At 42.8% G+C, this 14292-nt stretch carries 12 protein-coding genes and 4 tRNA genes; 13 read left to right on the top strand and 3 right to left on the bottom strand.

Annotated elements, in window-relative coordinates; genetic code table 11:
- Positions 1 to 121 precede the first annotated feature (121 nt).
- From ISG33_RS03955 to ISG33_RS03930, 6 genes are all read left to right on the top strand, one after another.
- The gene (locus ISG33_RS03955) at positions 122 to 1150 is read left to right on the top strand and encodes a hypothetical protein (RefSeq protein WP_195732226.1); all 1029 of its coding nucleotides are present in this window, start codon (positions 122 to 124) and stop codon (positions 1148 to 1150) included.
- A gap of 160 nt (positions 1151 to 1310) precedes the next feature.
- Positions 1311 to 1387, top strand: a tRNA-Met gene (locus tag ISG33_RS03950).
- A gap of 36 nt (positions 1388 to 1423) precedes the next feature.
- Positions 1424 to 1508 (top strand) — tRNA-Leu (locus ISG33_RS03945).
- Positions 1509 to 1516: 8 nt separating this feature from the next.
- Positions 1517 to 1592 (top strand) — tRNA-Gln (locus ISG33_RS03940).
- A gap of 115 nt (positions 1593 to 1707) precedes the next feature.
- Positions 1708 to 1783 (top strand) — tRNA-Gln (locus tag ISG33_RS03935).
- Between the two features lie 52 nt (positions 1784 to 1835).
- The gene (locus ISG33_RS03930) at positions 1836 to 3242 is read left to right on the top strand and encodes an alanine/glycine:cation symporter family protein (RefSeq protein ID WP_195732225.1); all 1407 of its coding nucleotides are present in this window, start codon (positions 1836 to 1838) and stop codon (positions 3240 to 3242) included.
- A 52-nt stretch (positions 3243 to 3294) separates the two neighbouring features.
- Here ISG33_RS03930 and ISG33_RS03925 read toward each other — a convergent pair whose 3' ends face one another.
- Together ISG33_RS03925 and ISG33_RS03920 are read right to left on the bottom strand one after the other, a co-directional pair.
- Positions 3295 to 3465 carry a hypothetical protein gene (locus tag ISG33_RS03925; RefSeq protein WP_195732224.1) on the bottom strand — a complete coding sequence of 57 codons (171 nt, stop codon included), beginning with the start codon at positions 3463 to 3465 and terminating at the stop codon, positions 3295 to 3297.
- Positions 3466 to 3474: 9 nt separating this feature from the next.
- Positions 3475 to 4656: an FAD-dependent monooxygenase gene (locus ISG33_RS03920; protein ID WP_229333448.1), complete on the bottom strand. Its 1182-nt coding sequence runs from the start codon at positions 4654 to 4656 to the stop codon at positions 3475 to 3477.
- 438 nt (positions 4657 to 5094) lie between these two features.
- Here ISG33_RS03920 and miaB point away from each other — a divergent pair, with 438 nt between their 5' ends.
- The 7 genes from miaB (at position 5095) to ISG33_RS03885 (ending at position 13662) form a co-directional block, all read left to right on the top strand.
- Positions 5095 to 6525: a tRNA (N6-isopentenyl adenosine(37)-C2)-methylthiotransferase MiaB gene (miaB, locus tag ISG33_RS03915; RefSeq protein ID WP_195732222.1), complete on the top strand. Its 1431-nt coding sequence runs from the start codon at positions 5095 to 5097 to the stop codon at positions 6523 to 6525.
- Positions 6526 to 6548: 23 nt separating this feature from the next.
- Complete coding sequence (locus ISG33_RS03910) at positions 6549 to 7595, top strand: PhoH family protein (RefSeq protein ID WP_195732221.1); 1047 nt, start codon at positions 6549 to 6551, stop codon at positions 7593 to 7595.
- Positions 7579 to 8103: an rRNA maturation RNase YbeY gene (gene ybeY, locus ISG33_RS03905; RefSeq protein WP_195732220.1), complete on the top strand. Its 525-nt coding sequence runs from the start codon at positions 7579 to 7581 to the stop codon at positions 8101 to 8103. The genes ISG33_RS03910 and ybeY overlap by 17 nt, the downstream gene beginning before the upstream one ends.
- 55 nt (positions 8104 to 8158) lie before the next feature.
- A complete protein-coding gene (gene corC, locus ISG33_RS03900; RefSeq protein ID WP_195732219.1) occupies positions 8159 to 9016 on the top strand; it encodes a CNNM family magnesium/cobalt transport protein CorC in 858 nt (285 codons plus the stop codon).
- Positions 9017 to 9019: 3 nt separating this feature from the next.
- Positions 9020 to 10558 carry an apolipoprotein N-acyltransferase gene (gene lnt, locus ISG33_RS03895; RefSeq protein WP_195733025.1) on the top strand — a complete coding sequence of 513 codons (1539 nt, stop codon included), beginning with the start codon at positions 9020 to 9022 and terminating at the stop codon, positions 10556 to 10558.
- Between the two features lie 138 nt (positions 10559 to 10696).
- A complete protein-coding gene (gene nhaA, locus ISG33_RS03890; RefSeq protein WP_195732218.1) occupies positions 10697 to 11902 on the top strand; it encodes a Na+/H+ antiporter NhaA in 1206 nt (401 codons plus the stop codon).
- Positions 11903 to 12009: 107 nt separating this feature from the next.
- Entirely contained in the window at positions 12010 to 13662 is a 1653-nt protein-coding gene (locus tag ISG33_RS03885) for a SulP family inorganic anion transporter (protein ID WP_195732217.1), read from the top strand.
- An 86-nt stretch (positions 13663 to 13748) separates the two neighbouring features.
- Here ISG33_RS03885 and greA read toward each other — a convergent pair whose 3' ends face one another.
- Entirely contained in the window at positions 13749 to 14225 is a 477-nt protein-coding gene (gene greA / locus ISG33_RS03880; RefSeq protein ID WP_195732216.1) for a transcription elongation factor GreA, read from the bottom strand.
- Between the last annotated feature and the right edge of the window lie 67 nt (positions 14226 to 14292).

Here is a 14292-nt window from a genome sequence, read left to right as displayed (position 1 = left end):
GCATAATAAAAAGCCCTTTTGTTTAAAACTTTAAATTTATTTTTAGCGTATTTAGCTCCATAACGAAATTTACCCTGCAATTTGTAGGTCTATTTAGGTAATCAGATTTGGTGTCGTACGTATGAAATCACAACTTCCATTGTTACCCGGTGAAACACCGATGCCTAGAGCGCCACAAGTACAACTCGATGACGGTACAAACTGTATTCCGCAGCACTACTTGTCATATCATCACACGATAGAATCCGTAGAAACGATAGTAGCGGATATAAGTTACGACTCATGCTATTTGCTTTTTGTTGATGAAGATAACGGGGGTATTTTTATACAGGTTGGTATCATTGGCGTTGACAACTATTTATCAAAAGCAGAACTATCGAAAGCCAAGCAAGGATGCAAGAAAATTGTTTACGGCAGACGTTGGCGTGTTGAGCCGCAACTACCCTCCTCGGAAATAATTCAGACGGCTTATCTAGCGCTACTTAAAGCTAGAGAACACGAAGTACGAGAGCTGGTTAAATATAATGAAGAGGACAAAACCACGACCCCGTTCAGTTGCCATCACGACTTGCCTCTTATGGCCATGTCGAGAAACACTAACACGGATGACGACGACATTGCATTGCCCATAAGTCGCCTGCAGCAAGTGATCGCTAAGTTAGAATATGATGGTGGCAAGTTCGCCCTCAGTAATCTACTTCCTCTTGCCAATGGACAACAACTTATCGTATTAGATTATGTGAAGAGTGACAGCACGCAACTACCTGAATTACTCACGCTACAACAATTAAACGTGATCACTGAGTCTGCGTCGGAGAATGCTTTCCTCTTCAGCTTCATTGATGCTTTGTTGCACCTTAGCCAAAGGCACGTCGAGGAACACTTTGAGTTCAAAGGTTTTGCGCGTTTCTCGCGGCACAATAGTGTAAAAAAAATAAGTCAATTATCGGCGCGAACAAGACACAAAGGTCTAACCGAAGACGATAAAGAGTTTGCCCAAGCTTTCAAGCAAAACAATTACGAAACAGATGAATCACGAGTGCCTAAATTCCCCAAGTCTAGATTAGGTGACAAGCTTAGGAGTCAAATGCAGGCCTTTGACATAGCAAGTGGTATATTGCCAAGAATCGAGAACAAAAACAGAGCCTAATCGCCCACTAAACAACTAAAGTGGGAATTTTTTGAACTATTGAGACTAAATTTTAAGCAACTGGATGTTTCGTGTAAAAAAGGGGTTGACGACCACAGTTCAACTAAGCATAATACGCGCCACTCTGAAGCGGACAAGCATCGCAGATGAGTACTTTGATGGCTACGTAGCTCAGCTGGTTAGAGCACATCACTCATAATGATGGGGTCGCAGGTTCGAGTCCCGCCGTAGCCACCAATACACTTTTTACTCTGTAAATAGTGACTGAAATACGCGGGAGTGGTGGAATTGGTAGACACGCTGGATTTAGGTTCCAGTGCTTCACGGCGTGAGAGTTCAAGTCTCTCCTTCCGCACCAAACATTGTTGGGGTATAGCCAAGTTGGTAAGGCAGCGGGTTTTGATCCCGCCATTCGTAGGTTCAAGTCCTGCTACCCCAGCCATTTCAGTTGTTGGTTTGTATGTAATGTAAAAAGCGACTAAGTGAGTCCAACTTCTTAAGCGAAGTATCACACGGTCAATACGCACTATTGTAATCTAGGGTTTCCTTGATTATATTGGGGTATAGCCAAGTTGGTAAGGCAGCGGGTTTTGATCCCGCCATTCGTAGGTTCAAGTCCTGCTACCCCAGCCATATTTTTAGAACGCCGGTTATCCGGCGTTTTTTGCGTTTAAGGGAATATATTTTGATAAATAGCATAGTCGACGCAGTGAATAATCTGCTTTGGGGTAACGGCCAAGTTCTTATATATATGCTGCTTATTGCAGGTATCTGGTTTACTTTCAAACTCAAATTCATCCAAATCCTTAACTTCAAACACATGTTTAGCCTGCTCAAAGGCAGCACCAAAAGCGACGCTGCCGGCATCAGCTCATTTCAAGCATTGTGTACTAGTTTATCTGCAAGAGTCGGAACCGGTAACTTGGCCGGTGTCGCTGTAGCAATTTCTTTGGGCGGCGCCGGTGCTGTCTTTTGGATGTGGGTTATTGCTCTTTTAGGAATGGCGACGGGTTATGCAGAAAGCGTTCTAGGGCAAGTATATAAAATCAAAGATGAAAACGGCGAATACCGAGGTGGGCCTGCTTATTACATCAAGCAAGGCCTAAAAAATAGTTGGTTTGCCGTTCTTTTTGCCCTTTGTTTATTCTTTGGCTACGGCTTTGTATTTTCTGCGGTTCAAGCAAATACGATTACCGACGCGCTCAATAACAGCTATGGTATATCAACGACTTATTCTGGATTGGCAATTATTGTCTTGGCCGGCGCAATCGTTATTGGCGGCCTAAGAGCAATTGCACGTTTTGCGGAATTTGTCGTGCCATTTATGGGTATCGCATATGTATTAGTAGCCTTGGGTATTACCGTCATTAATATACAGTTCTTACCTGCGGTGCTCTACGATATTGTAAGCTCTGCATTTGGTTTGCAAGAAGCCGGTGCTGGAGCCTTTGCGGCGGCCGTGAAGAACGGTATACAACGCGGCCTTTATTCTAACGAAGCAGGTTCAGGTAGCGTACCTCAGGCGGCGGCTAGTGCAACACCACATCCAAATCACCCGGTATCACAAGGTTATATGCAAATGTTGGGGGTGTTCATTGACACCATGATCTTATGTACGGCCACCGCTTTTATTATTTTACTCGCAGGTAACGGGATGACCGGAGAGCGCGAAGGCATACGATTAACACAGTCAGCCATGGAATCTCACCTAGGTTTCTTTGGAGGAGACTTTGTTGCCGCTGCTATTTGTTTGTTTGCATTTACCTCAGTAGTTGCCAATTATGCTTACGGAGAGAGTAATCTACACATTTTTAAACTCGACAATAAACTAGGGCGGATTTTTTACACCTCAGGTTACTTATTGATGATATTTTGGGGCTCAAGAGAAAGCTTACAAACAGTGTGGAACATGGCAGATATGGCATTAGGGCTAATGACAGTGGTGAATATTATTGCAATCGTGCTACTCACTCCCACTATCGTGGCAGTCACTAAAGACTACAATGAAAAACGTAAGGCAAGTGCTAAAATGGACTTCATAGAAAAAGACTGTGAGATCCAAGGTGAAACAACCGACAACATTTGGAAATAAGCTCTTTCGCTTCATTATCAGAGTACAAAGGGCTTGTTAAAAGCCCTTTTTTCTACAAAAAGAAAAACAATTGAATAAGTACCGATATGAGTAATAGTGGAATGATCCAACGAGCGAACTTACTTTGCGTTTCTTGCGATATTCGAATGCTCGACTTTTCTAACATCGGCACGATGATTATCAATGAAATAAATAATACTGCTAAAATTCCTAATACTGACATTGCTCTTCCCTACTCTATGCCCATTGCATATTTTAATACGCGCTGTTTTAAAAAACCGCCTGCATTGGCCGCTTTCACGCCTAAGTTTCGAATACGTTTTAGTGGCCTAATATTATTGCTGAAAGTGTGATAGAACCCATCCATTGCCGTCATCATCAATAAATTTTGCGGGCGTCGTGCTCTTTCATAGTCGACAAAGGCCTGCTGACTTGCAATGGATATGGGGTTAATTTTTATAGATTCAATCAACGCGCCAACGTCTTTAAAGCCTAAATTTACCCCTTGCCCGGCGAGCGGATTTATTTGATGTGCTGCATCGCCTAACAACACCAAGTTTTCACGCCAATATTGATTGGCATGCATGCGTCTTAAACCAAAAGAGATCTTATCTAACAAATCGAAGTCTGCCAGCAATGGTGGAAACGCTTGAACAATCATTTCTTTGCACTGTAATAATGTCGCTGTTGCCAAACGAGAGGATTGCTGCACATCAGCGTACCACACTAAGCTTGCATAGCCGTTAAATAGAGGTAAGAAAGCCAAGGGACCATTTGGCGTAAACTCTTGCCACGTTTGCGGCTCAAAATCAGCCTTCATTTTAACCAAAAACACATTGGCTTTTTGTTTATATTGCCAACCCGTTATTCCGATTGACGCTATGTCTCGAAGTTGCGAAAAGCCCCCATCGGCAGCGATCAGGCACCTTGCACTGATTGCTTCACCATTACCAAGTTGTACATTGGCTTCGTTGTTTTTATCGTATTCAAAGCCAAGCTTAACGTGCTTTGCTTTTGAATAATGAATGCTTACCTTGCTAGCGTAGTCGCTTTTAAGCTTATTCAGTAATGCAAGTTGCAACACTCGGTTTTCTACAAAATGGCCAAGATAACTCTCTCCAAGCTCTGCAGCTTCGAAATGTAATGCAGAATTCGCTTGCTCCCACACCGACAATTTATTGTAAGCCTGTGCTCGCATGGCAAGAACATCATCCCAGACTGCATAATCAGCCAATAGCTTCTGAGTGTAACGATTTAATGCCGACACTCGCAGATCAGGCAGTTCTGTCGGATCAAATCCATGCGGTTCTTGGGCTTCCACTACGGCAACGCTATAACCCAATCGGGCTAAGCCTAAAGCAGCCGCTGAGCCAATCATACCGCCACCAAACACACAGTAATCTACGTTAATCATCAATACTCTAATTCTGTCTTTATCTAAGTCACAGCGCGTTCCAGCACGAAGTTTGTCACAACATGCACGCTAATAATATTTATAGGCTATCACAGTTTACTGAAGAATCTTATGTGTTGGCGTTATCAGTCTCGATAATTTTCCTTGTTCGTAATACTTTTCAATGGATTTGTGGCCAGCAATAGCCAAAAATCTTTGGCTTTGAAGTTAAATCAGCGATTGTGCGGCGATTGCTAGCCAATAGAGGTGTTTAGCGCTAAAATGGCGGCAAATTTGAAGCAGTGTCACTTTTTCCAAATGAGTGGCTTTCTACTTCTTACGAACAGCATTTTACTTTGTTACTCTGCAAAAAGCTTCGCACAGAAGCGACAAGCAATAACTAAGTTCATGACGACGGTAAACACAGTTGCTAGCCAACGAAAACAATACAGCGAAACTATGAATAAGAAGTTATTTATCAAAACTTGGGGTTGCCAAATGAACGAGTATGACTCGGAAAAAATGGCAGACTTACTCGACTCTACGCATGGCTACACACTTGCTGAAGAAGCTGCAGAGGCCGATGTTATCCTTCTAAATACATGTTCAATTCGTGAAAAAGCACAAGAAAAAGTGTTTCATCAGTTGGGTCGTTGGAAAAACCTGAAAAACGATAAACCAGAATTAATTATTGGTGTGGGTGGCTGTGTTGCATCACAGGAAGGCGCTGAAATTCGCAAAAGAGCTCCCTTTGTCGATATTGTTTTTGGTCCACAAACCCTGCATCGCTTGCCCGAAATGATCAAAGATATTAAGAGTGGAAATAAGGCCGTTGTTGATGTGAGCTTTCCTGAAATTGAAAAATTCGATCGTTTGCCTGAACCTCGTGCTGATGGGCCCAGTGCTTTTGTATCTATTATGGAAGGCTGCTCAAAATATTGCAGCTTTTGCGTAGTCCCTTACACCCGTGGTGAAGAGGTAAGTCGCCCTGTAGACGATGTCTTACTGGAAGTTGCTCAACTTGCTGCGCAAGGCGTTAGAGAAGTTAATTTGCTAGGCCAAAATGTTAACGCTTTTAGAGGCCAGCATTTCGACGGAAGTATCTGCCGCTTTGCAGAGTTACTTGAACTCGTTGCCTCCATCGACGGAATAGATCGTATTCGTTACACAACCTCGCATCCGGTCGAATTTACCGACGATATTATTGAGGCTTATAAACATATTCCAGAGTTAGTTGACCACCTTCACCTTCCGGTACAAAGTGGTGCAGACCGCATACTTAATCAAATGAAGCGTGGCCACACCGCTATTGAGTATAAGTCTATCATTCGCAAGCTTAAGAAAGTTCGCCCCAATTTATGTATGTCGTCCGACTTTATCATAGGCTTCCCTGGGGAAACCGACGCCGACTTTGAAGCGACAATGGACCTCATTGCGAAGGTGGACTACGATATGAGCTTCAGTTTTATCTATAGCTCGCGCCCTGGAACGCCGGCAGCCGACATCGTTGATGACGTGAGCGAAGAAACCAAGAAACAACGCTTGCAGATACTTCAACAACGCATCAACCAGAATGCTCTGCGTATCGCCAGGGCGATGCTTGGGAGCACACAACGCATACTTGTTGAAGGGCCATCTAAGAAAAATGTGATGGAACTCACCGGAAGAACAGAAAATAACCGTGTCGTTAACTTTGAAGGTAGTCCCGACATGATTGGCGAATTTGTTGACGTTGAGATTACCGATGTTTACAGCAACTCCTTGCGTGGCATAGTAGTTAAACGAGAGAGTGACATGGGCTTACGCGTTGCCATATCGCCTCAAAGTATTTTAGCGAAGCAGCCCAGTTCAGATGATCTTGGTGTTAACCAATTCGTACCAGCAAACTAGATTTTAGTGATAAAGGAAACATATTGAGTCAATTAGTTAGTAACGAAATCATATTGCAACCAGAAGATAACAAAAGATTGTCTAGCCTTTGCGGCCCTTTTGACGACAATATCAAACAGATTGAGCGTCGCTTGGGAGTAGAAATTACTTATCGCAATAATCAATTTAAAGTGATGGGTAATGCCCAACAGGCAAATGGTGCAAGTGAACTTCTTAAGTTGCTATACATCGAGACCCAAGCTATAAAAGGCAGCGTGCCGGTGCTCGAAGCAAATCAGGTACACCTTGCCATTCAAGAAGCGAATTGCATGGAAGTTGCCGACTCTCGAGACTACGGTAAAGAAGTTCACATCAAAACTAAACGCGGCGTAATTAAGCCTCGTAATCCAAATCAATCTCAGTACGTTGCTAACGTAGTCAATCACGACATCACTTTTGGGATAGGTCCTGCTGGCACTGGTAAGACTTATCTGGCGGTAGCCTGCGCGGTTGATGCATTGGAACGCCAAGACATTCGTAGAATCTTACTTACGCGACCAGCAGTTGAAGCTGGCGAAAAATTAGGTTTTTTGCCCGGTGACTTATCACAAAAGGTTGACCCTTACTTGCGCCCTCTTTACGACGCTTTGTTTGAAATGTTGGGCTTTGAGAAAGTTGAAAAATTAATTGAACGCAACGTTATCGAAGTCGCCCCTCTTGCTTACATGCGCGGTCGAACCCTCAACGATGCTTTTATTATCCTAGATGAAAGTCAAAATACGACCGTTGAACAAATGAAGATGTTTCTTACTCGTATAGGTTTCAACTCACAGGCAGTCATCACAGGTGATATTACTCAAATCGACCTACCGCGCGGCGCTAAATCTGGCCTACGCCATGCAATAGAAGTATTAGCTGACGTTGATGATATATCATTTAACTTTTTTACCGCACAAGACGTTGTTCGCCATCCTGTGGTAGCTCGTATTGTAGAAGCCTACGAGCATTATGATGCAAAAAAAGAAGCTGAGGCTGCTGAAAAAAAGCGTTTGAGAGACGAGCAGAATAAGAATAATGACGATCCTGCTTGACCTTCAGCTAGTCGTTGATCAGAAGGATATCAAACATAGTTTGCCCACTGCAGACGATTTTAGCCTTTGGCTGAACACGGGTATATCACTACTAAAGGACCAACAAAAGAGCGATAAGTCGGCTTGCTCAACAGCAAATGAATCAGATAGTGAGCCCCTGGAGGTGACTATTCGTGTTTGTGGTAATGACGAGTCGCAAACGCTTAATCATACTTATCGCGGTAAAAATAAAGCAACAAATGTTTTATCCTTTCCCTTCGAGTCACCCGAGCACATTGAGTTAGCCTTTTTAGGCGATTTAGTTATTTGCGCTCCTGTTGTTGAGGCCGAAGCACAAACGCAAGGTAAAAAGGTAATTGATCACTGGGCACATCTTACCCTACACGGCCTATTGCATTTACTGGGTTACGACCATATAGAAGATGATGAGGCAGAAGAGATGGAAACACTCGAAACTGAAATACTGGCTAAATTAGCTATTGACGACCCTTATCAAGATCACAGATGATGTTGAAAGGTGTGAACATGAATATGCGAAACAAAAATAGGACATAACAAAAATCATGAGCGACGACAACCCCCACTCTACCAACGGTTCCTCTAATAAAAGCTGGCTCGCAAAGCTCAGCCAAACTTTTAGAGGGGAACCGAGAAACAAGGAAGAACTATCAGAAGTTATTTCTGATGCCGAACAACGTGAACTCATTGACCCTCAAACGCGTGAAATGATTGAAGGCGTGATGTCGGTCAATGAGATTCGAGTAAGAGATATCATGATACCTCGTGCTCAGATGGTTACCGTCGATATAGAGCAGGATGTAGATGAGTTCCTACCGATTCTGCTTGACAACGCTCACTCTCGTTACCCCGTTATTTCTGAAGACAAAGACCATATTGAAGGCATTTTACTTGCCAAAGACTTGCTCCCCTATGCCTTTATTCCTGGTAAAGAATTTCATCTTAAAGAAGTATTGCGCGAGGCCATTATCGTCCCTGAAAGCAAACGCGTCGATGTTCTCTTAAAAGAGTTTCGCCAACAGCGCTATCACATGGCGATAGTTGTTGATGAATATGGCGGTGTATCTGGCTTAGTAACGATAGAAGATATTCTTGAGCTAATTGTTGGGGAAATTGAAGACGAATTTGATACTGAAATCAATGAATCGGACGAAATACGCCCACTCAACAAGCATACCTACAGCGTGAAAGCCTTAACATCCGTTGACGATTTTAATCGTTTTTTCGAAACCAATTTAAATGAAGAGGCCTCTGATACGATTGGGGGCGTTGTACTCAGAGCCTTTGGTCACATGCCAAATACTGATGACAAAGTGACTATTGAAAATTTAGTATTCAAAGTGACTAACTCAGATAAGAGGCGGATCTTGCAATTAAAAGTCACTCTTCCTGATGAGGATTAACCGATAAACTTCTACGCCAAAGCCACAGTATTATTTTTACTCGGTGCAAGCAATACCCTCGCTTTCGCGCCATTCAACCTGTGGTGGTTACCCTATATTAGCTTTTCTTTATGGTTCTACCTGCACCATATTAGCGAAGGCAAACACTTCAAATTAGCATGGTGTTTTGCTTTTGGTTATTTTGGCGCCGGTATCAGTTGGGTACATGTTAGCATTGCAGACCATGGCGGCTTGCCACTTGTGGTGTCAATCGGCATGATGGTAGCCCTATGTAGCTACCTCGCAGTTTTTTTCGCCAGCGCAATATGGGTGACAAATAAGTATATAAGTAAACGCTTATGGCCTCTTGTTATCCCCTTCGCTTGGCTACTTATTGAGTGGTGCAGAGCTCATTTTCTAACGGGTTTCCCATGGTTGTCAATCGGGTATAGTCAGTTGCATGGCGGTTTAACTGGCTGGCTTCCCATTGTAGGTGAAGTGGGAGTATCAGCTTTTCTCATTCTAATCACACTGAGTATTGGACAAAACTTTCGCATCCAGAAGAACACAATCGGTGTGAAAGTAAATGGCTTAAACAGCATTGTGCTTTTTGTCCTTTTTATTGCCTCCTCATGGGTGTTGAACCAATATCATTGGGCAACACTTAATGGTGAGAGCAAATTGGTAACGATGGTGCAAGGCAACATTGAGCAAACTATGCGATGGGTGCCTGAGCAAGACCTTCCAACCATGAATAAATACCTTGCGTTGACAGAAGCTCACTGGAATTCAGATATTATTATCTGGCCCGAAGCCGCTATACCAAAACTGGAAATTAAGGCTGTCGATTTTCTAGCCGCATTAGACCTCAAAGCACGTGACTCAGACACCGCTCTTATCACTGGCATAGTCGATTATCAGTATGCTAACGATAAGATTTATAATAGCTTGCTCAGCCTCGGTAACAACGAAAACGGGCAAAGTACTCTTCCCTATCGCTATGGGCATAATAATAGATTTAGTAAGCATCATCTGCTACCGATTGGTGAATTTGTCCCTTTTCAGTCAGTATTAAGAGAGTTGGCACCCATTTTTGATTTGCCGATGTCTTCGTTCAGCCGAGGTGATTACGTGCAGCGTAACTTAGCCTCAAATGGTCTTAAGATGGCGCCTGCTATTTGTTTTGAAATAGCTTTTCCTAAACAAATATTAGCGAATTTATTTGACGATACTGACTTGATCGTCACTGTCAGTAATGACGCTTGGTTTGGTAATTCTCACGGCCCACATCAGCATTTAGAAATAGCGCAAGTACGGGCAAAAGAGTTTGGCCTTCCCGTTCTCAGAGCGACTAATAATGGCCTTACCGCTTTTATTGACCATCGAGGCAATATACAAAAGCAGGCTACGCAGTTTGAGGCAAGCACCATTACTCAAAAAGTAAGCTTAGTATCTGGGTATACGCCATACAGAAGATTGGGAAATATTCCCATTTATGCTTTTTTTGGTCTATTGTTTATAGTGGCTATACTTATACAGAGAAAGCCAGCTAACTCGATATAAAGCATAGTATTTTTGAGCTAAATGCTCGTAAAATTCGAAGAATAAAGTCCAGTTAATCGACTTTTCCTTAATTGGTTTTTCACGTATAAACGTGTGCAATAATTAAAAATATAAAAATAATTCATTAGAGGAAAATTTATGATCGCGAAGTTGAAACAGGTATTTCATCATGATGCTGCCGGCGGTGTTCTTCTCGTCTTTGCAGCACTGCTTGCTATGGTAATGGCAAATACACCTTTAGTTTCTTTTTATAACGATATTTTCTCTACACCCGTAGCGGTAAAGTTTGGCGCATTTGAGGTAAATAAACCTCTTATACTTTGGGTAAACGATGGCTTAATGGCTATCTTCTTTTTCTTAGTTGGTCTGGAGGTAAAGCGCGAAGTGCTTGCAGGTCACCTACAATCACGTGACCAAATAATGCTTCCTGCGATAGGTGCCATAGCGGGAATTACTGTTCCAGCACTCATTTATGTTTTTTTCAACTACGACGAGCCTGTCGGTATCAATGGCTGGGCAATCCCCGCAGCAACCGATATAGCCTTTGCCTTGGGCGTATTCAGTCTATTTGGTAAGTCATTACCGATTACGCTTAAGCTCTTTTTGTTATCAGTCGCTATTTTTGATGACATCGGTGCCATTATTATTATCGCGCTGTTCTATTCAGCGGAACTTTCGACTACATCATTAGTTATCGCTGCAATTGGCCTATCAATCATGTTTGTGTTTAACCGCATGAAGGTAAAATCAGAAGGCATGTATATCATCATCGGGGTGATTATTTGGGCCGCGGTGTTGAAATCAGGCGTTCATGCCACATTAGCGGGCTTCGCCATGGCCTTATTTATACCTTTAAAGGGGAAAAACAGGAGCGGCCAAGCCATGTTGCCGCACTTGGAGCACAAACTTCACCCATGGGTAGCATTTGCTATATTACCTATTTTTGCTTTTGCAAACGCGGGTGTTCAGATAGTAGGCACAACAGCCGAACAAATATTTAACCCCATCGTTGTTGGTGTAATGGCGGGCCTATTTATTGGTAAACAGGTTGGCATTTTCGGGGCATGTTGGCTAGCCGTGAAAGTGGGTGTGGCGAAACTACCGGCTGGGGTTACCATGGGTCAGCTTTATGGCGCATCCATACTCTGTGGTATCGGTTTCACGATGAGTCTCTTTATCGGCACCTTGGCCTTCGAAAATGTCAGTGTCGACTATCTCAACAGTGTAAAAGTGGGCGTTCTAGCGGGTTCCCTTTTATCTGCAATCTTAGGGGGGATCGTAATTTCTCGCTCCTCAAAGCGCTTTGACAAACGACATGCGACAGCAGATCAAACCACTGTTTAACGAGTAAATTGATATACTTTAAATAGAAATAAGGCGCTCACTCGAGCGCCTTATTTATGCGTAATTAGTCACATTGTTTTTGATAATTATAATAATAGGTAGTGAGTGTGCAAATTTTTAATACCATTAATCGAACTAATCTGCGTGGCGATATACTGGGTGGTGTTACCGCAGCAATTGTATCTCTTCCTCTAGCATTAACCTTTGGTGTAGCATCTGGTGTAGGTCCTGAGGCTGGTTTATACGGTGCGATTATTATCGGTCTTTTTGCCGCATTGTTTGGTGGTACCCCTACTCTTATTTCAGAGCCTACCGGCCCTATGACAGTAATCATGGCTGCGGTAGTAACCACTCTGATTGCGAACAACCCCGATAACGGCATTGCTATGGCGTTCACTGTGGTTATGATCGCAGGACTAACACAAATCATTTTTGGTGTAATGAAGCTTGGCAAGTACATCACTATGATGCCCTACAGTGTAATATCAGGCTTTATGTCTGGTATTGGATGTATTTTAATTGTTATGCAACTCGCACCCGCAATGGGGTCAGTAGCGCCAAGCGGTGGCGTTATCGGCACGCTTAGCGCATTACCAGAAATTATCGCTAACGTGAGCTTCATAGAACTCGGCATGGCCGCTGCAACTATCGCAATTTTGTATTTAACACCCAAGAAACTTAAAAATATTGTACCCCCACAGCTCATTGCTTTAATCATGATATCTATCGTATCGGTTATTTTTTTCCAAACGGTCGATATTCGTCGCATCGGGGAAATAAACGTGAGTCTGCCAACACTAATCCTGCCTGAATTTACGCCAGACCAGATCAAAACGATGATACTCGATGGTATTGTGCTTGGCATGCTAGGCTGCATAGACTCGATGCTCACCTCTGTGATCGCCGACAACCTTACCCGCAGTGAACATAAGTCAGATAAAGAGCTTATCGGACAGGGCATAGGTAATATGATGTCCGGTTTATTTGGGGGCTTGCCAGGCGCTGGTGCAACTATGGGGACGGTGGTAAATATTCAGGCTGGGGCGAGAACCGCGCTCTCAGGTTTGGTGAGAGTTGCCGTGTTAATTGTTGCAATATTTGGCGCATCGACCTTAATCGCGACCATACCTATTGCAGTGTTAGCAGGAATAGCAGTGAAGGTTGGCATCGATATACTTGATTGGAGCTTTATAAAACGCGCTCACAAGGTATCTAAGCAGTCTTCTCTTATCATGTTAGCAGTTTTGCTGCTTACTGTGTTTGTCGACTTAGTGGTTGCTGTAGGCATCGGTGTATTTATTGCAAATATTATTACTATTGAGAAGCTCAGCGCCTCACAAGCAAAAAACATTAAGGCCATAAGCGATGTTGATGGCAGGCTTCCTTTAACTATCGAGCAACGCAAATTGCTTAACAAAGCTAACGGCCAAATTTTATTTTTCTACCTAAGTGGCACAATGATCTTTGGCGTATCTAAAGCACTTTCTCGTGAATTGAGCAGCATGACTGAGCACAAAGTTATTATCATTGACTTAAGTGACGTGTCGTTTTTAGATGACACCATTGCCTTGGCGATAGAAAACTTAATCAAAGATGCCAACCAGCTCGAGAAGCACATAATCATGCTGGTTAAACAGGACAGTTCAAAGAAAAAACTTCAACGAATGGGATTCACTGATATTCTACCGAAAGATGCTTTTGTAAATAATCGTACTGAAGCACTCACAAAAGCAACCGAGTGGTTAAATAAAGAAAATTAGTATACAAGGAATAATAACAGTGGTGCTTAAGGCAATAAATGCACCACTGAATAAAGAGTGTGAATACAGATTAATTGGTCTATAGACTAAATATATTGTACTTCAATGATTTCGTATTCAATCACGCCGTTGGGTGTTTGAATATTCACCACATCATCGACTTCTTTACCAATTAAGCCCCTAGCAATTGGAGAGTTTACCGAGATAAGCAAATTCTTAATATTTGCTTCATCATCGCCCACTATCTTGTAGGTAATCTCTTCATCATTTTTAGTGTTCATTACAGTGACGGTCGTACCAAAAATCACCTTGCCTGTGTTAGGCATTTTAGTCACGTCGATAATTTGAGCATTTGATAATTTGCCCTCAATATCTTGAATCCGGCCTTCACAAAAGCTCTGCTGCTCTCGTGCTGCATGATATTCAGCATTTTCTTTTAAGTCACCATGCTCACGGGCTTCAGCGATAGATTTAATTATTTCAGGTCGCTTCACTTTCTTAAGTTCTTGCAGCTCTTCAGTAAGCATTTGAGCGCCGTGCGCTGTCATTGGATATTTGGTCATGACTGTACTCTTCTTCCTCAGATTTTTTGCTAATGCGCTTAAAAGACAAAATGCGCTCGTGTAGAGC

The sequence above is a fragment of the Marinibium conchae genome (genome assembly GCF_015595035.1).
Classification (GTDB): domain Bacteria; phylum Pseudomonadota; class Gammaproteobacteria; order Enterobacterales; family Alteromonadaceae; genus Glaciecola.
This window is presented reverse-complemented; position numbering and strand designations above follow the sequence as displayed.